Here is a 16,422-nt window from a genome sequence, read left to right as displayed (position 1 = left end):
ACGCAGGAGCAGAAATATGAAAGCTTATACCGTTGAACAAGGTATTGTTGCACCCTTAGACCGTGCCAATGTCGATACAGATTTAATTATTCCAAAACAGTTTTTGAAATCGATCAAACGTACCGGTTTCGGTGAAAACCTGTTTGATGAATTGCGTTATTTGGATGAAGGTTATCCAGGTCAGGACAACTCGGTTCGTCCGATTAACCCGGACTTCGTATTAAACCAGCCACGTTATCAAGGTGCATCGATCTTAATTTCACGTGCTAACTTCGGTTGCGGTTCAAGCCGTGAGCATGCGCCCTGGGCCTTGAATGAATACGGTTTCCGTACTGTGATTGCGCCAAGCTTTGCTGATATTTTCTTTAATAACTGTTTTAAAAATGGCATGTTGCCGGTGATCTTGCCGGAAGAAACGGTTGATCAGTTATTCAAGGAATGTGCAGCAGCTGAAGGTTATCAGTTAACGATTGATCTGGAAGCGCAGGAAGTTCGTACACCAAATGGCGAAAGCTTCAAGTTTGAAGTGGACCCATTCCGTAAGCATTGTTTGTTAAATGGTTTGGATGATATTGGCTTAACTTTGCAGGCGGCAGATGATATTCGTGCCTACGAAGAAAAAACCAAACAATCACGCCCATGGGTATTTGCTGAAATTCATTCATAAAACAGCAAAAATTGTCATGGCATGACTGCGAAGGCCTTGCTAATATCAGAAGATTATTAATTTTTTTGATAGGTTAATACAGACATCATGGCAACGTATTGGAAACAGTGGCTTGCTCTAAGTGCAGTATCAGTGCTGATGACCGCGTGTCAGAGCATTGATACCTTCAAACTTAAACATGCCAAAGAAGATGCAGAAAGCAAATCCAATGCTTTGATTTATTGTGCAGGCACACCGGATTGTCAGTTTGAACGTTTAGATCGGACCATGATTGTGGATGAGTCCACCAAGCGAATCAGCCCAGAAGCGCTAGATCAGCGTCTGGTTCGTTTGCAGGCCAAAAACCTGAAACAGGATAATCCGATTTATTTATCTGTGCCGGAAGGGCAGCATGAACTGGTGGTGCGTTTCTATCCGATTAGCAAGGATAAGGCTGAGACCTTGCATCTGTTCCAGCAGTTTAAGGCGAATAAACGCTATACCTTGAAAATGTTCCGTGACCGAAATGCACGTAGCACCAGTTTATTAAATGCCTCTGCACCTGATCCATTGTGTGTGGACCTGTTGCAAGAGCAGAAAGTGATTCGTCGTTTTTGCAAACCCTATAATGTCATCAATGGCATTGCAGAGTTTGTAGAAAAAAAAATTTAACCTAGTCAGGTGGATGCCTGACCTTATAAATGGAAAAGCTCATGTCTAAACAAATTTTGATTTTAGCTGGTGACGGTATTGGCCCTGAGATTGTAAAAGCCGCAGAACAGGTGCTTACACGAGTTAATGAAAAATTCAATCTGGGTTTAACATGGGAACAAGGTCTTTTAGGTGGTGCTGCGATTGATGCACACGGTTCACCTTATCCAGAGGTAACCTCTGAACAGGCGAAAAAAGCAGATGCAATTCTGCTCGGCGCTGTAGGCGGTCCAAAATGGGATACGATTGAGCGTTCAATCCGTCCAGAACGTGGCCTGTTAAAACTACGTAGTGAGTTGAATCTGTTTGCGAACTTACGTCCAGCGATTCTTTATCCACAATTGGCTGATGCCTCTAGCTTGAAACCGGAAATTGTCTCTGGTCTGGATATCTTGATCGTACGTGAATTGACCGGCGGTATTTACTTCGGTCAGCCACGCGGGATCCGTGAACTGGAAAATGGCGAAAAACAAGGTTTTAACACTGACGTTTATGCAGAATCTGAAATCAAGCGTATTGCCAAAGTTGCGTTCGAACTTGCTGGCCTGCGTGACGGTAAAGTATGTTCAGTCGATAAAGCCAACGTGCTTGAAGTGACTGAGCTTTGGAAACAAACCGTGACTGCACTGAAAGAAGAGCAATATCCAGACATTAACTTGTCTCATATGTATGTAGACAATGCTGCGATGCAATTAGTACGTGCGCCTAAGCAGTTTGATGTGATTGTGACTTCAAACCTGTTCGGTGACATCCTGTCTGATGAAGCTGCAATGCTGACTGGTTCAATCGGTATGTTGCCATCAGCTTCATTGGATGAAAATGGTAAAGGGATGTACGAACCTTGCCATGGTTCTGCACCAGATATCGCAGGTCAAAACCTGGCAAACCCATTGGCAACCATTCTGTCTGTAGCCATGATGCTGCGTTATACCTTCCGTGAAGAAGCGGCTGCAAAAGCTATTGAAGATGCGGTAGGTAATGTTTTAGACCAAGGTCTGCGTACGGCTGACATCATGTCTGAAGGCATGACTAAAGTGGGTACGGTGGAAATGGGTCAGGCAGTTGTGACTGCATTGAATTAAGTTACTCAGTATTTCTACGTAAAAAACGCAGCCTTGAGCTGCGTTTTTTTATGACTGATTTTGATTAACAGGTTCGACCCGTAAGGCTGACAGAAGTTGCAATATTGTCTTTAAGCAAAAAGGTAATCTTGCATTGCAAATTCACATCATACCCTGATGCAGGACTCACAGTGACTGGAACCGGAACTGTGCCTGTACCTGCTGCCGGAAATTGGGCAATCGGTAAGGGCACGGTCACAGGACGTTCTACGACATAGCTGAGCTGTTGGGAGCTGAGCTCAGGTTCACTGATTTGCTGATAACCCAAACGTTTCAAATCTAAATTGCGATCAATATACTGGCTGCTCTGGCCAATAAATTGCTGTAAATAAGCTTCACGGTCGGCCTGGCTGATCGTGGGTGTCTGTGCACACCCTGACAGACCGAGCAACAGGATGCTCAAGCCCAATACCAGAGGAGTCCCTTTGCTTAACAACATCACATCACTCCTACTCAAGGAACGCTTAAAAACAGTGTAGTAGCAAAGTGTGAGAGGAACTGTTGTAATTTATTATTAGGTAAGACAACAATAATCAGGCAGTTAGATGTTAGCTGTAGCCATCAAATCCAAGACAACTTAGAATGTTCTTATATTCACTTCAAAATGAATAAAAAGCAAAAATGAGTATTAACAGGCACGTCCGCTATATTGCACGGATTGGGCAGTCCCTTGTTCTAGCTGTAAATGAATCTGACAAGGCATTTCAACCTGATAACCCGGGCCGGGTGCAGTTGCGAGTCGTACAGGGGCACCTATACTGACACTTTGCTGAATGGCGGGTGTTCCCAACGGAAGTTAAATGGTGCGAAGTACGGTATAACTCAGACGTTTTCCGTTTGTACAGGTGCTTTTGAGGTCTTAAAACCGAGTGCAGTTAAATCCAGATCCTTGCGAATTGACTCTGCAGATTGGCCGATATATTGCTGTAGTTGCTGATCTAGTTGTCGTGATTTTGTCGAATTGGTAGTGGCGCAGGCACTCAGGCTGATTCCTAGGATCAGAGAAAACAAGATTTTTTGCATGAATGATTCACTGTTTTTATTAGAGGAAAAATAGAAATGATTATCTTCGAATGCAGTATAGGGAATGTGCAGGGGAATTGATATAAAAGAAAAGGCAATAAAAAAGCCACTGGATGAGTGGCTTTTGCTTCCGCTAAAACTTAGCGCGCACGGTATGTGATACGACCCTTAGTCAAATCATAAGGAGTCATTTCGACCTTCACGCTATCGCCAGTCAAAATACGAATATAGTGTTTACGCATTTTACCAGAAATATGGGCAATTACTTCGTGACCGTTTTCTAAACGTACACGGAACATAGTATTAGGAAGCGTCTCGGTGACAACGCCTTCGAACTCGATGAGTTCCTCTTTATTGGCCATAGCCTACCTGAATGAATAAATTGGAAAGGCGCAAATTATAGTCAATTTTTTCGCAAAACACAAGGTGTAATGGGCGTTAGACTGATCATCTGTCAGTAAAATAAGCGAAGTATGAGTTTAAACTTTTTTAACTAAAAAGCGTATGGTATCTGTTGTCAGTTTGGTCAATCACAGTTAATCTAATTTCAATCTTTTTAAGTATAAATGAAGTACATACAAGGAAGGTTTTTGAGTGAGTCAGCTAACGGATGCATCAGTCGTATTGCGTTTAGGCTATCAGGCGATTCGTCGTGCAGGTTTGCCAACAGAAGAACTTCTGACGAAAGCAGGAGTCGCTTTAAATCAGGTGGAGACCAATGACCGTACTCCGCTTAGTGCTCAGTATGCCTTCTGGGTTGCCGCAGAAGAGGTCAGTAAGGACCCGGATATCGGATTGCATCTGGGTGAACATTTGCCACTCTATCGCGGACAGGTGATTGAGCATCTGTTTATTTCATCAGAGAATTTTGGTGAAGGCTTGAAACGTGCACTGGCTTATCAGCGTCTGATCAGTGATGCCTTTCATGCCAAGCTGGTGGTCGAAGATGATCGCTGCTATCTGACCAATGGTGAACAGCCTTTTGCTGAAAGTCTGGTCAATCGTCACTTTACCGAATGTGCGATGTCAGGTGTGTTGCGTTTCTTTAAATTTATTACTGAAGGCCGTTTTGAACCGATCTATATCGATTTTAATTTTTCCAAAGGCGCGGCAGATGAAGAATATTTCCGGGTTTATGAATGTCCGGTAAGTTTGGGGCAGAAAGAAACCCGTTTGTATTTTGATCCAAGTATTCTGGATTTTCCACTTTGGCAGGCAGAACCGGAACTGTTGCAGCTACATGAACAGCTGGCGATTGAAAAATTACAGGAACTGGCTCGTTACGATTTAGTCGGGGAAGTGCGTCGTGCAATCGGTTCTACTTTAGAAAGCGGTGAAACGACTTTGGAAACTGTAGCCGCTCAACTGAATATTACTCCACGTCGTTTACGTACCCAGCTCAGTGAGGCTAATACTAGTTTCCAGCAGATTCTGTCCGATTATCGCTGTCGTCTGGCTAAACGTTTATTAGCGAGTACCAATGAAAGTGTGGAGCGTATTGTTTATCTGACTGGATTCTCGGAACCGAGTACCTTCTACCGTGCCTTTAAACGCTGGACCAATGAAACACCAGTGGAATATCGGAAGCGGAAGCAGCGTTAATTACCATCCTAAGTCCCTCCTTTCTTGCGCTTCAGCTTAAAGCAGTGCTTAAGCTTTGCTCAGGAGGAGAGTTCCTCCCTTTTTAAAGGGAGGTTAGGAGGGATTTAAAAATTAAAAATAATTAGCTTATTCCGGCATATTCAACCAATATGGACCCAAAGGTATTTTGGGTAAGTCAAAATGCTCTGGATATTCAGCCTGAATAAAATACAGACCGTCCGGTGGTGCGGTAACTCCGGCTGCTTTACGATCTTCTGCTGCAAAAATATGGTCAATATGGTCAACCTCATACATGCCTTGACCGATTTCCAGTAAACAGCCCATGATATTGCGTACCATATGATGCAGGAAGCCATCCGCCTGAATATCTAGAATCAGATAAGGCCCATGCTGGATCAGGCGGCAATGACGTACATGACGTACCGGCTGATTGGACTGGCAGGCTGCTGCACGGAAACTTTCAAAGTTATGCGTGCCTTCAAACTTTGCAGCTGCCTCAATCATCTTTTTGACATCAAGTGGATAGTAAATATGCGTGACCTGTTTATGCAGCAAGGCAGGGCGTACCGGATGGTTATAGACAATATAGCGATAACGGCGTGCCTGTGCTTTAAAGCGTGCATGGAAGCCATTATCCATCTCCTTGATCCATTGGATCGAGATATCCTTAGGTAACTGGCTATTTGAGCCCATTAACCAGCCTCGTTCAGAACGCAAGGCATGGGTATCAAAATGTGCAACCATATTCGTCGCATGCACGCCGGCATCGGTTCGGCCTGCACCATGCAGAATAATCGGTTTATCGGCAATTTTGCTGAGTACCTTCTCGATGGTTTCCTGAACACTGATTACGCCCGGCTGTTGAGTCTGCCAACCTCGATAATTCGTTCCACAAAACTCAATTCCCACTGCAAAACGCTGCATAATGACCTCAAAACCTGACTAATCGTACCAATGGGCATGCCATTGCTCTACCGTGTCATATTGTAAATACATTTTTAGGGCTTTTGCATAAAGATCAGCATGGCCATAACTTTCATTGAGCAGAATTTTGCAATCATGCACCCATTCAGCAATGGCATAACGCTGATCGGTGGCACCAAAAGGCACTTGAGTAGTTAAGACCGAGATACAGCCTTTGGCATAGAGCTGATTGATGAAATCTACGATCTCTGGATTGACGGCCAGATTGCCGGTTCCAAAACCTTGCAGGAATAGGAAGTGTGGCGGATGGGCTAAAATATTTTTCAGGTTATTGAACTGTTGGACTAAATCAATCGGCTGCATCATCAAGCTCATGCAGTTAAAATCTGGAGCTTTGGTAATATCGTCTGCCGTAACCTGACAACTTTGCTGGTTGGCCCGAATAGCGATATGAGCGTCCAGACCAGTAAAGGCATTCAGCTCAGTGGTATGCTGCTTTAAGGTAGTTTGAGCATGAATCAGTTGCTGATGAAAAGCTAGATAAACATTTGCATTACACTGAGTTACTGAAGCGAGCGCAAAGCTCAGATTGTCCATGGCATCGCTAAATTCGCGTTGCGCATCGCCTTCAGCATTCAGGAGGGGATACTGGCTGCCAGTCAGCACAATATGAGCTGAATTCCCCATAAAATGTGCCAATACTGCACTGGCATAGCTCAGGGTATCTGTCCCGTGAATAATCACAAAATGTTGTATCTGCTGTTCAGATTGCAGATTTTGGATAAATTGCACCAGTTCTAACCAGTCTGTAGCAGTACAGGCACTACTGTCCTTAATCACAGGAGCGCAGTAATACTGAATCAACGGTTGATCCGTAGCAAGCAGCTGTTCCAGTTTTGGAATAAATAAATCGGCAGACATAGGGGAGAGCGGGTCACCGACACAGCCAAAGGTGCCGCCCATATAAATCAGTGCAATATCTTTCATCATAAAAAAAGCAGCCAAATGTGACTGCTTTAGTGTAAAGGGAAATTGATTAAGATGCGATTTGATTCAGCAACTGATCGGCTTGCTGACGTTGTGCTGCTGTATATTCAGCTTCACGTTCAGCAATGACTTCACGGGCAGCTGCATAAGCGCCTAACTGGATATATTGCTGTGCCAGCTCCAGGTTAAGGTTCGCTTCATTAACTTCCATCAGCTCCGGGAAAGACTGCACCAATGGATCATGTTGATCGGTTGCTGTATTTACTGGCGCTGTCGGAATCTCAAAATTCACCCCTGTAGAAACAGGAGCTTCTTTTACAGCTTCGATATTATCAAGTTTGAAATCTAGTCCAGATGTTTCAGTCGTAGCAGGCGTTTCAGTTGCAGGCGTTGCAATATCAAGGCCAGAAAGATCAAACTCAGTCGCAGGTTCGGCTGTTTTTTCCGCAGCAGGTGCTGGAGTGTCTAGAGAGAAAGAAAAATCTAAAGGCTGGATTTCTTCTGTTGTTGCAGGCACTGATTCTGTTTCTAAAGATACAGATGGTTCAAGCTCAAGCTTAAAATTCAGAACCGGTGCTGACTCAGTTGCTGCTGTTGGAGCAGTCTGGGTTTCAGCAGTACTCATCTGAAGATCAAATTCAACTGAATTATCTGATACAGGCGAAGCTTCTTCCGTTTTTACTGGCTCAGCCGCTGGAATCTTCGGTTCAAAGTTGAACTCTAAGGGTTGGATATCAGGTACTGGTTCCGCTACAGCAGCTGGTTTGCTTGGTTGCAGTTCCTGTTGTAATGCATCAAATGCCTGTTCGTTTGAAGCAGGAGTGGCAACCAGGTCTGCAAAGGCATCTGTAGAAGGTTTGCTTTCCTGTACAGGAGGGGTTTGTGGCTGAGCACTTGGGAAATCAATAGTATCCTGAACAGCGACCGAAGAGTTTTCAAACTCACGCTTTTTGACCTCAGCCTGAGCCAGAATATCTTCCAGTTCCAGAGAGCGAACATGGTTAATCAGCTGTGAAATCGCAAATTCATCTTTTTGCAGGATATGAATGTCGAGTAGCAGTAAATATAACTCATGTTGAGAATTATCGCGATTCAGTGCCTGATTGATTTGAGCTTCAGCTGCAAAGAAATTACGTTCCTGAATCAGACCTTCAATTTTCTTGCGTGTTTCTGCTGATAGAGGCGTTGCTGATTTTTTAACGACTCCGGCTGGCTCGACCACTTTGGTTCTTTGTGAAGTGGATTTTGACGCAGCGCCAGGTTTTTTCGCTTTTACAGTTTTAGTTTTTGCTTTATCTGATTCTTGAGCATCTTGTCGTTTTTTTACGACAATTAATACGATGATCAATATCACTAATGGAATCACATAAATCAGCATGTTTTACCCCTTGGGGATAGAGTCCTTAAGTTCGCCTATCCCAATAAATCGTCATGTGTAACTTTTTAATTAATTGGCTTTTTATCTGCCTGTTGTGCTTTAAGCTGCTTCTGCAGCTGGGCAAGACGAGCATTTAATAATTGAATTCTGTGATCCTTCTGATTGAGTGCCAATTCTAGTTCAGTTACGTTTCTCTTTAATTTAACGGTTTTTTCACGGGCTGTCATAACTTTTAATGACAACTCTTTCGAAGTTCGATTTTCTTTTGTGTTTGAGTTGGCAGAAACCTGGCCGGAATCACGCTGATTCTCGGCAACCAGGCTCATTTCTGCCTCATTCAGACGATATTTGGTTTTTGCAGCAGGTTTGGAGGGTACTTGAACAGACTTAGTCGCTGCGGCCTGTATCGGAGTTTTCGCAGTATGAATGGTCGCTAAATTAAGCGCTACACCTTTACGCAAGCGGTTGGCATCACCCCCAATAAAAGCATGTTCATTTTCACGCTTGATCTGCTGCATGACCTCACTCACTGGACGCTGCTGTTCATTGGCAATCCTGGAGGCAATGCCCCAAAGCGACTCATTTGACTGTACCACATAGGTCGGTTTGACCTGGGTTGAGGTGCTTTGCTTGATGGCTGCCAGCTGTGCCTGAGTTTTAGCCGCTAAATTTGGTTTGTCCTGTGCAGTGGTAGATGCCGCCTGCTTGCGTGCCTGCTGTTCTGCATATTTTTTGACAAGTGGATCACTGGACACCATCTGGTTTTCAGTGTTTGTCGGTGCAGAAGCTTGCGCTGAGGCTGTATTTTTATTTGTTGGGACTACTGCAACTTCAGCTGGTTTTGTTTCAGCCTGAACTTTTGTCGCTGCAGCCTGTAAGTTTGGCGTTACATCTACTTGAGTTACAGCCGTGTTGATTGCTTTGGATGGAGTATTCACTGGCGCAGTGTTTACAGTACCAGCTTGCTGTGAACTATGACTTGTCGCTGCTACCGCAGTTTCAGTATTAAGTTTTGTTGGGCTTGTGACTTGAGCTGCAATACTCGATGTCGGCTCATGGGTCACAGCAGCTATCGCGGTTTTAGAGATAGAGCTGGCTGATAATGCAGGAGGTGCTGTGTTTTGCAAGGCTAACGGTTTTTCTGCCCCAAACGAGGTGGCTGGCTTGGATTGAGCATTGGTATAGCGCGTACTCACCGGTAAGTTTAGGGCAATATCTTTTTCACTCACGACTACGACAGGCGCGAGTGGCTGTTCATTCTGTTTCAGGCTGGCCTGTAACAAATCAGTTTTAGGTCTTAATGCAGTACGGATATGCTGTAGGCGTGCTGCATTGCCTTCCTTGATTTTTACAATGATATTTAATTCACGATCAGTGACCGGGCGCGAGGAGGTAATGGTAATAACCCCAGTACCATTACTGTTGCGACGGGTGAAAAAATTCAAATGACCCGGTGGCTGATGCGATGCACCCAGAGAAATCAGGTCTTCTGGCGAGGCTAAACTTACCTCAATGGGCAAGTTAATATCTGATTGACGGAAATTCATTTCCGCATAAAGCAATTCCCCAGGTGCAGACTGGATTTGTACCGGATCTACATTAATCGCATAAATATTTTGTGAAGCAACAATGGCTAAAATGGCAAGCTTTAATTTGTTATATACAGTCATCTGTGAGCTCAGTCATTATCGCATAGCGAAAATTATAGATTAACGGGATGTTTGTTTTTTGTAAAATACTTACGCAATAGTTACACAAAAAAGCCGATCAATAAAGATCGGCTTTGTGCTGTATTTCCTGACGGAAACTTAAGAATTTTTATAATCAATCAAGATACGCAGCATACGGCGTAAAGGTTCTGCAGCACCCCAAAGTAACTGGTCACCCACTGTGAATGCACCTAGGTATTCTTTACCCATGTTCAGTTTACGCAGACGACCAACAGGTACAGTTAATGTACCAGTGACTGCGACAGGAGTCAGATCAGTCATTGATGCTTCACGAGTGTTTGGCACAACTTTAGACCAGTCATTTGCATTTGCAATGATATCTTCGATCTCATCCAGTGAAACGTCTTTGCGAAGTTTCAGCGTTAATGCCTGAGAGTGACAACGCATTGCGCCGATACGTACACAGTGGCCATCAATCGGTACGATCTGCTGGTTACCCAGGATCTTGTTGGTTTCAGCCTGACCTTTCCATTCTTCTTTAGACTGGCCGCTTTCCAGCTGCTTGTCGATGTATGGAATCAGAGAACCCGCTAAAGGTACACCGAAGTTTGCAGACGGGAAGCCTTCACCACGTTGCAATTCAGCAATTTTAGAATCAATGTCCAGAATTGGAGAACGTGGATCATCTAGCAAGTCTTTGGTATTATTATATAAATAACCCATACCAGTAATCAGCTCACGCATGTTTTGCGCGCCCGCACCCGAAGCTGCCTGATAAGTCATTGAAGTTGCCCATTCCACCAGATTGTTCTGGAACAGACCGCCTAAGCCCATCAACATCAGAGAAACGGTACAGTTACCGCCCACGAAAGTTTTGGTGCCTTTGACCAGACCGTCTTTGATCACATGCATGTTCACCGGATCAAGTACGATGATTGCTTCATCATCCATACGCAGGGTAGATGCTGCATCAATCCAGTAGCCATCCCAGCCTTCAGCTTTCATTTTCGGGAAAACTTCAGTGGTATAATCGCCACCTTGACAGGTAATAATGACATCCATTTGCTTCAGACTGTTAATGTCTGTTGCATCCATAAGTGCTGGGGCAGTCTTACCACCAAATGCCGGAGCTTCACCACCCGCATTACTGGTAGAAAAATAGAATGGCTCAAAATGAGCAAAATCATTCTCTTCAACCATACGTTGCATAAGGACGGAACCCACCATCCCGCGCCAACCGACCAGACCTACTTTCATGTCACTTTGCCTCGGTGCGTTAAAAAATCAAAAGGGATTCGAGTGTATCAAAAAGGGACGTGACTGCAAGAGCTACACAATCAAAACATCAATATTCTTGAGCGAAATATCTGCTTTATGATACATACAAAATTGATAAAGCAATTTTTCTTTTAGAAAAAATAATAACTTAGTGAAGAGTGTATCTTATGGTAGGGTTTATCCAGATCATGGCAATCGTGGTCATCTGGTTAAGTTTCTGGTCGCTGATTCCCCGAGATGAATGGTGGATTCGTGGTGCAGATTTTCCACGTTTACAGATTCTGGTTTTGGGCTTCATTGCCTTTGTACTTTTTCTCCTCGTCGATCACCCATGGACGGCCTTCAATCAGCTGCTTTTTGTCGGCCTGATCGCTGCTTTGGCGTATCAGCTGAAAATGGTCTTGCCTTATACCTTTGTTTGGAAAAAACAGGTCAAGCAGGTCAAGCAGGATCAGCTGGATCCGGATCGTCAGATTTCCCTGATTGTCTCAAATGTCCTCACCACCAATACCAAATATCATTTACTGATTGAACAGATCCAGACCCATCAGCCAGACTTGGTCTTAACGCTGGAAACCGATAAGGCATGGCAGGATGCACTGGCCGTCATTGAGCCAGATTATCCCTATCGGGTGCCCGTACCTCTGGATAATCTGTATGGCATGCATCTGTACAGCAAACTTGAGCTGAGTGAAACCGAGGTTAAATTTATTCTGAGTGATGAAATTCCCTCGATTCATACCAAAGTCATGTTACGTTCCGGACAGCCGGTACAGCTTTATTGTCTGCATCCGAAACCGCCAAGCCCAACTGAAGCTAAAGATTCAACCTTACGTGATGCGGAACTACTGATTGTAGGGGATCAGATTAAGGATCTGGATGAAAGCTGCATTGTGATGGGAGATCTGAATGATGTGGCCTGGTCACGCACGACACGTTTATTCCAGCGTATCAGCGGTTTGCTGGATCCACGTGTCGGTCGACGCTATGTAAATACCTTCCATGCCGATTATCCTTTATTACGCTGGTCGCTTGACCATGTGTTTCACAGCACCGATTTCGCTCTGGTGCATATGGAGCGTTTAAAACACGTCGGGTCAGATCATTTTCCGGTTTATCTGGTTTTACAAACTGGGCGGGTATTTGAGCATCATCAGGAAGCGCTGGAAGAAACGGATCAGGATGATCAGGAAGCCAAAGAAGCGATTCAGGAAGGAATTGAAAAGGCAGAGAAAGAAGAGAAAAAAGTCACTGATAAGATTGCGATGGCTTATAAGAATGAGGGGAAATTCTTATAGTTTTAGCTGAAAAGTGTACGATATTGCTTACAGCAGTTTCCGCTTCTTGCGAATGGGCAGTACAGAGGAATCCACGTATTCTAAGCTCATCAGCACAGGGAGTCGAGAAAGGATATTCTCATAAGGAAGACGAAGCTGAATGAAAACATCATGGAAATGATGCTGAAAGGGAAATCACAACAACGAAGAAGCAATTATAATATATGAAAGCACAACCTCATTAACCCGGGTTTTACAGGATGTAGAACTCGGGTTAAATTATTTTTGGTTCATTTTTTTATTATAATTATTTGATTATTAAAATAAAATTTAAATTAAAAAATGGATATTACCTGAATGGAAGTTATGATTCCCGATCATGATTCAGTTAATGAATCCGAAGTGCTACAGCTCTATCTAGTCAATCAATGGTCAGCTGCAGAAAAACCTCAATTACTTTTACAGGCTTTGCAGCATTCTCATAGTCTGGTGACGGCACGTATCAACGGTCGGCTGTTCGGCTTGGGAAATGCGATTTCAGACGGTTATCTGGTGGTGTATTTCCCGCATTTATTGGTTCACCCAGAGGTGCAGCGACAGGGCATTGGTCGTCTGATCATGCAAGAAATGCTGCAACGTTATTCAGGATTTCATCAGAAAATTCTGGTAGCTGATCAGCATGCCACTGAATTTTATAAAACTCTAGGTTTTGAGCGTGCAGGGCATACACAAGCAATGTGGATTTATCAGGGAACAGATCATTGATTTTTCTTGCCAATAATACCGTTCATATTAATTCTAGTTCTTAATAGATTTTATCGTAGCCTTCAGGACGGGTCTTAAAGCGACGATGGAACCACATATATTGCGTCGGTGCAATGCGCAACTGGCGTTCAATAATCAGATTTACCCGGGTTGCATCATTGACTTCATCCGCACTTGGCAAATTCTCTACCGCAGGTTCGATCAATACACAGTAGCGTGGATTTTTAATATCCCCAGTCCGGTAAAAATAGAGTGGAATGGCAGCAGCTTTGGTTATTTTGAGTAAGCGACGATGTGCAGTTACTGTGGCTGCAGGTACCCCAAAAAAGGGCGCCATTACGCCTTGTTTTAAACCAAAATCCTGATCCGGACTGTACCAGATAGCATGGCCATTTTTCAGGTTACGCACCAGACCGCGCATATCATCATGGTCAATCTGGTTGACATAAATGGTGGCACGGCAGCGGTAAATCAGCATATCGAGCAAGGGATTATTTTGTGGTCGATACACCACATCCGGCTCAAAATACTGTGCACATAAATAACCGCCGGCATCCAGTAAAGTCGAGTGGGTGCCAAGCAATAAAGCCCCTTTACCTTCTGCCTGAGCCTGCTGGATATGTTCCAGCCCTTCAATCTGTACCCGGCCTTTAAACCATTCTGGGCAATACCAGGCATTCAAGGTCTCAAATACACCGAGCATCTGGTCAATAAAGACCATACGGGCATTGTCCTGAACTTCTTGAGCTGACCATTCCGGGAAACAGACTTCCAGATTGCGAAGCGTGGTTTCACGGCGAGATTTCAAATATTTAAATGCCATCTGGCCGAGTAGATCTGCCAGACGATGCTGAATCGCCCAAGGTAAGATGGCCAGAATCATCAGAAATACAATACCCACCCAGATACCCCAGTATTGCGGTAACAGGAATGACCATTGAAATTCACCGGGTTGGTATTCTGGCGTTCGACTCATAAATTCAATATTTAAAATCAAAGATGTCAGCAGTGTAGCAGAAGAGCTTTTTGAAATAAAAAACTGCAAAATAAAAAAGCACCTGTATGAATACAGATGCTTAGTGACTAGGCGATTTAAAGATTAACCTTTGGTCATATTTTCCAGTTCGTCCCAACGTTCCATTTTTTCCAGCAAAATCTCATCAATTTCGCCTAAACGTTCAGAGGCTTTGGTCGCTGCTGCGGCATCTGTGACAAACCACGAGCCATCCGCCAGTTTGTCGGAAAGTTCAGCTTGTTCTTTTTCCAGTGCTTCAATTTCAGCCGGTAACAGTTCCAGTTCACGCTGATCTTTGTAGCTAAGTTTTTTCTTTGGCGCAGGTGCTACAGGTGCAACCGCTGCTTCAGCCTTGGCTTGAGCTTTTTTGACTGCCATTTTCTGGTCAACCACAGTCTGATCTGGACGTTGTTCCAGATAATCCTGATAGCCACCGACATATTCATCAATATTACCTTTGCCATCAAAGACCCAAGTCGATGTGACGACATTGTCCATGAAGGCACGGTCATGCGAGATCAGTAGCAGGGTGCCTTTGTATTCCGCTAGCATTTCTTCCAGCAGTTCCAGCGTTACCATATCCAGATCGTTGGTCGGTTCATCCATCACGATCAGATTTGATGGTTTCAGTAACAGTTTGGCGAGCAGAATACGGTTACGTTCACCGCCAGATAGAGCTTTAACTGGCGTACGGGCACGTTCTGGCGAGAACAGGAAGTCTTGCAGATAGCTGTAGATATGACGACGTTGGCCATTCACATCGACATGATCTGAACCTTCCGAAACGTTATCTTTAACTGATTTTTCCAGATCCAGCACATTACGTAGCTGGTCAAAATAAGCAATTTCCAGCTGGGTTCCGGTTTTGACTGTACCGCCATGCTCGATTTCTCCCAGAATGGCTTTGATTAGTGTGGTTTTACCGACACCATTATCACCTACCAGACCAATACGATCACCACGCATTACAAGCGCCGAGAAATCATTAATAATCGGTGCATTGTCACCAAACTTCACGCTCAGATGTTCAATCTCGAACACCACTTTACCTGAACGCTGTGCTTCCTGAGTTGACATGTTGACTTTGCCTTGCTGGAAACGGCGTGCTTTAGACTCTTCACGTAATTCTTTCAGAGCACGAACACGACCTTCGTTACGGGTACGGCGCGCTTTAATACCTTGACGAATCCAGGCTTCTTCTTCAGCCAGTTTTTTCTCGAACAGGGCATTTTGTTTTTCTTCTGCTTCCAACTGCTGAGCTTTTAGGTCGAGGTAACGTGAATAATTGCCTTCATAGCTACGCAAAATGCCACGATCCAGCTCGACAATACGGGTCGCAATACTGTCCACAAAGGCACGGTCATGCGAAATAAACAGTAAGGTCAGGTTATTCTGTTCTAGCAGGAATTTTTCCAGCCATTCAATACTTTCGACATCCAGATGGTTCGTTGGTTCGTCGAGTAACAGCACATCAGGTTGAGTGAGCAGGGCACGTGCCAACAGAACACGGCGTTTACGGCCACCGGATAAATCAGCAAGATCCGCTTCCGGATCCAATCCCATTTTACTCAGGATTGAATTAACCTTAGTTTCCAAAGCCCAGCCATCCAGCTGATCCATCTGATGCTGCAAATGTCCCATGCGGTCACAGGCTTCCATATCACCGAGCACGCAAGCTTCACTGGCTTCATGATAGGCACGCAACACTTCTGAAGCTTCACCGGCGCCATCAGCAACAATATCTGCAACCTTGCCAGAATCCATTGGCACGTCTTGGGCCAGCATGGAAATGGTGATGCCATTTTGTAACGAAACTTCACCACTATCCGGGAGTAAACTTCCTTCAATCAGTTTAAGTAAGGTAGACTTACCCTCACCATTACGGCCAATCAAACATACTCGTTCACCGCGTTCCAAATTAAAGTTGGCGCCGTCGAGCAAGGCAGGTCCGCCAAATGCCAGTTGGACATCCCTTAAAGTAATATAGGCCATAATGTTAATGTTTCCTGAAATCCCAAATGAGGA

Annotated in this window: 17 protein-coding genes; 6 read left to right on the top strand and 11 right to left on the bottom strand. The window is 44.4% G+C overall.

Annotated elements, in window-relative coordinates; genetic code table 11:
• The first annotated feature begins 16 nt into the window (after positions 1-16).
• The 3 genes from leuD (at position 17) to leuB (ending at position 2,439) form a co-directional block, all read left to right on the top strand.
• Positions 17-667, top strand: coding sequence for a 3-isopropylmalate dehydratase small subunit (leuD, locus tag C3F22_RS12535; RefSeq protein WP_005232352.1), 651 nt, complete (start codon positions 17-19; stop codon positions 665-667).
• An 87-nt stretch (positions 668-754) separates the two neighbouring features.
• Positions 755-1,318, top strand: coding sequence for a hypothetical protein (locus C3F22_RS12530; protein ID WP_005232350.1), 564 nt, complete (start codon positions 755-757; stop codon positions 1,316-1,318).
• 41 nt (positions 1,319-1,359) lie between these two features.
• Positions 1,360-2,439: a 3-isopropylmalate dehydrogenase gene (gene leuB / locus C3F22_RS12525; protein WP_005232348.1), complete on the top strand. Its 1,080-nt coding sequence runs from the start codon at positions 1,360-1,362 to the stop codon at positions 2,437-2,439.
• 64 nt (positions 2,440-2,503) lie between these two features.
• On the opposite strand, the gene C3F22_RS12520 is transcribed toward leuB, so the two are convergent.
• From C3F22_RS12520 to infA, 4 genes are all read right to left on the bottom strand, one after another.
• Positions 2,504-2,917, bottom strand: a complete 414-nt coding sequence (locus C3F22_RS12520) for a hypothetical protein (protein ID WP_005232345.1) — start codon at positions 2,915-2,917, stop codon at positions 2,504-2,506.
• Between the two features lie 189 nt (positions 2,918-3,106).
• Positions 3,107-3,268, bottom strand: coding sequence for a hypothetical protein (locus tag C3F22_RS18285; protein WP_158651681.1), 162 nt, complete (start codon positions 3,266-3,268; stop codon positions 3,107-3,109).
• A gap of 32 nt (positions 3,269-3,300) precedes the next feature.
• Positions 3,301-3,501 carry a hypothetical protein gene (locus C3F22_RS12515; RefSeq protein ID WP_005232343.1) on the bottom strand — a complete coding sequence of 67 codons (201 nt, stop codon included), beginning with the start codon at positions 3,499-3,501 and terminating at the stop codon, positions 3,301-3,303.
• A gap of 140 nt (positions 3,502-3,641) precedes the next feature.
• Entirely contained in the window at positions 3,642-3,863 is a 222-nt protein-coding gene (gene infA, locus C3F22_RS12510; RefSeq protein WP_001284370.1) for a translation initiation factor IF-1, read from the bottom strand.
• Positions 3,864-4,095: 232 nt separating this feature from the next.
• Here infA and C3F22_RS12505 point away from each other — a divergent pair, with 232 nt between their 5' ends.
• The gene (locus C3F22_RS12505; RefSeq protein ID WP_004781856.1) at positions 4,096-5,103 is read left to right on the top strand and encodes an AraC family transcriptional regulator; all 1,008 of its coding nucleotides are present in this window, start codon (positions 4,096-4,098) and stop codon (positions 5,101-5,103) included.
• A 126-nt stretch (positions 5,104-5,229) separates the two neighbouring features.
• Here C3F22_RS12505 and truA read toward each other — a convergent pair whose 3' ends face one another.
• The 5 genes from truA to asd all read right to left on the bottom strand — a co-directional run bounded on the left by truA (position 5,230) and on the right by asd (position 11,319).
• The gene (gene truA, locus C3F22_RS12500; RefSeq protein WP_005232340.1) at positions 5,230-6,027 is read right to left on the bottom strand and encodes a tRNA pseudouridine(38-40) synthase TruA; all 798 of its coding nucleotides are present in this window, start codon (positions 6,025-6,027) and stop codon (positions 5,230-5,232) included.
• Between the two features lie 18 nt (positions 6,028-6,045).
• Complete coding sequence (locus C3F22_RS12495; protein ID WP_104427023.1) at positions 6,046-7,017, bottom strand: asparaginase domain-containing protein; 972 nt, start codon at positions 7,015-7,017, stop codon at positions 6,046-6,048.
• A gap of 46 nt (positions 7,018-7,063) precedes the next feature.
• Positions 7,064-8,392: a fimbrial protein FimV gene (locus C3F22_RS12490; RefSeq protein ID WP_104426638.1), complete on the bottom strand. Its 1,329-nt coding sequence runs from the start codon at positions 8,390-8,392 to the stop codon at positions 7,064-7,066.
• 65 nt (positions 8,393-8,457) lie between these two features.
• On the bottom strand, positions 8,458-10,062 hold the full coding sequence (locus C3F22_RS12485; RefSeq protein WP_104426637.1) for a hypothetical protein: 1,605 nt from the start codon (positions 10,060-10,062) through the stop codon (positions 8,458-8,460).
• Positions 10,063-10,200: 138 nt separating this feature from the next.
• The gene (asd, locus tag C3F22_RS12480) at positions 10,201-11,319 is read right to left on the bottom strand and encodes an aspartate-semialdehyde dehydrogenase (protein WP_034169859.1); all 1,119 of its coding nucleotides are present in this window, start codon (positions 11,317-11,319) and stop codon (positions 10,201-10,203) included.
• Between the two features lie 188 nt (positions 11,320-11,507).
• Between asd and C3F22_RS12475 the strand changes: the two genes are divergently transcribed.
• On the top strand, positions 11,508-12,638 hold the full coding sequence (locus tag C3F22_RS12475; RefSeq protein WP_034169860.1) for an endonuclease/exonuclease/phosphatase family protein: 1,131 nt from the start codon (positions 11,508-11,510) through the stop codon (positions 12,636-12,638).
• Positions 12,639-12,974: 336 nt separating this feature from the next.
• Positions 12,975-13,382: a GNAT family N-acetyltransferase gene (locus C3F22_RS12470; RefSeq protein ID WP_034169861.1), complete on the top strand. Its 408-nt coding sequence runs from the start codon at positions 12,975-12,977 to the stop codon at positions 13,380-13,382.
• Positions 13,383-13,422: 40 nt separating this feature from the next.
• Here C3F22_RS12470 and C3F22_RS12465 read toward each other — a convergent pair whose 3' ends face one another.
• On the bottom strand, positions 13,423-14,358 hold the full coding sequence (locus tag C3F22_RS12465) for a lauroyl acyltransferase (protein ID WP_104427022.1): 936 nt from the start codon (positions 14,356-14,358) through the stop codon (positions 13,423-13,425).
• A gap of 123 nt (positions 14,359-14,481) precedes the next feature.
• Positions 14,482-16,389 (bottom strand): ATP-binding cassette domain-containing protein, encoded by a 1,908-nt coding sequence (locus tag C3F22_RS12460; protein WP_034169862.1) that lies wholly within the window; start codon positions 16,387-16,389, stop codon positions 14,482-14,484.
• Positions 16,390-16,422 lie beyond the last annotated feature (33 nt).

It is taken from the genome of Acinetobacter sp. ACNIH1, assembly GCF_002934695.1.
GTDB lineage: Bacteria > Pseudomonadota > Gammaproteobacteria > Pseudomonadales > Moraxellaceae > Acinetobacter > Acinetobacter variabilis.
The sequence above is the reverse complement of the archived record's forward strand: the minus strand, read 5'-3'. Positions and strand labels throughout refer to the sequence as shown.

Excerpts from the sequence above, each read along its gene's own strand:
- leuD (WP_005232352.1), top strand. The coding sequence starts at position 17 with ATGAAAGCTTATACCGTTGAACAAGGTATTGTTGCACCCTTAGACCGT.
- C3F22_RS12530 (WP_005232350.1), top strand. The coding sequence starts at position 755 with ATGGCAACGTATTGGAAACAGTGGCTTGCTCTAAGTGCAGTATCAGTG.
- leuB (WP_005232348.1), top strand. The coding sequence starts at position 1,360 with ATGTCTAAACAAATTTTGATTTTAGCTGGTGACGGTATTGGCCCTGAG.
- C3F22_RS12520 (WP_005232345.1), bottom strand. The coding sequence starts at position 2,917 with ATGTTGTTAAGCAAAGGGACTCCTCTGGTATTGGGCTTGAGCATCCTG.
- C3F22_RS12515 (WP_005232343.1), bottom strand. The coding sequence starts at position 3,501 with ATGCAAAAAATCTTGTTTTCTCTGATCCTAGGAATCAGCCTGAGTGCC.
- infA (WP_001284370.1), bottom strand. The coding sequence starts at position 3,863 with ATGGCCAATAAAGAGGAACTCATCGAGTTCGAAGGCGTTGTCACCGAG.
- truA (WP_005232340.1), bottom strand. The coding sequence starts at position 6,027 with ATGCAGCGTTTTGCAGTGGGAATTGAGTTTTGTGGAACGAATTATCGA.
- C3F22_RS12495 (WP_104427023.1), bottom strand. The coding sequence starts at position 7,017 with ATGATGAAAGATATTGCACTGATTTATATGGGCGGCACCTTTGGCTGT.
- C3F22_RS12490 (WP_104426638.1), bottom strand. The coding sequence starts at position 8,392 with ATGCTGATTTATGTGATTCCATTAGTGATATTGATCATCGTATTAATT.
- C3F22_RS12485 (WP_104426637.1), bottom strand. The coding sequence starts at position 10,062 with ATGACTGTATATAACAAATTAAAGCTTGCCATTTTAGCCATTGTTGCT.
- asd (WP_034169859.1), bottom strand. The coding sequence starts at position 11,319 with ATGAAAGTAGGTCTGGTCGGTTGGCGCGGGATGGTGGGTTCCGTCCTT.
- C3F22_RS12475 (WP_034169860.1), top strand. The coding sequence starts at position 11,508 with ATGGTAGGGTTTATCCAGATCATGGCAATCGTGGTCATCTGGTTAAGT.
- C3F22_RS12470 (WP_034169861.1), top strand. The coding sequence starts at position 12,975 with ATGGAAGTTATGATTCCCGATCATGATTCAGTTAATGAATCCGAAGTG.
- C3F22_RS12465 (WP_104427022.1), bottom strand. The coding sequence starts at position 14,358 with ATGAGTCGAACGCCAGAATACCAACCCGGTGAATTTCAATGGTCATTC.
- C3F22_RS12460 (WP_034169862.1), bottom strand. The coding sequence starts at position 16,389 with ATGGCCTATATTACTTTAAGGGATGTCCAACTGGCATTTGGCGGACCT.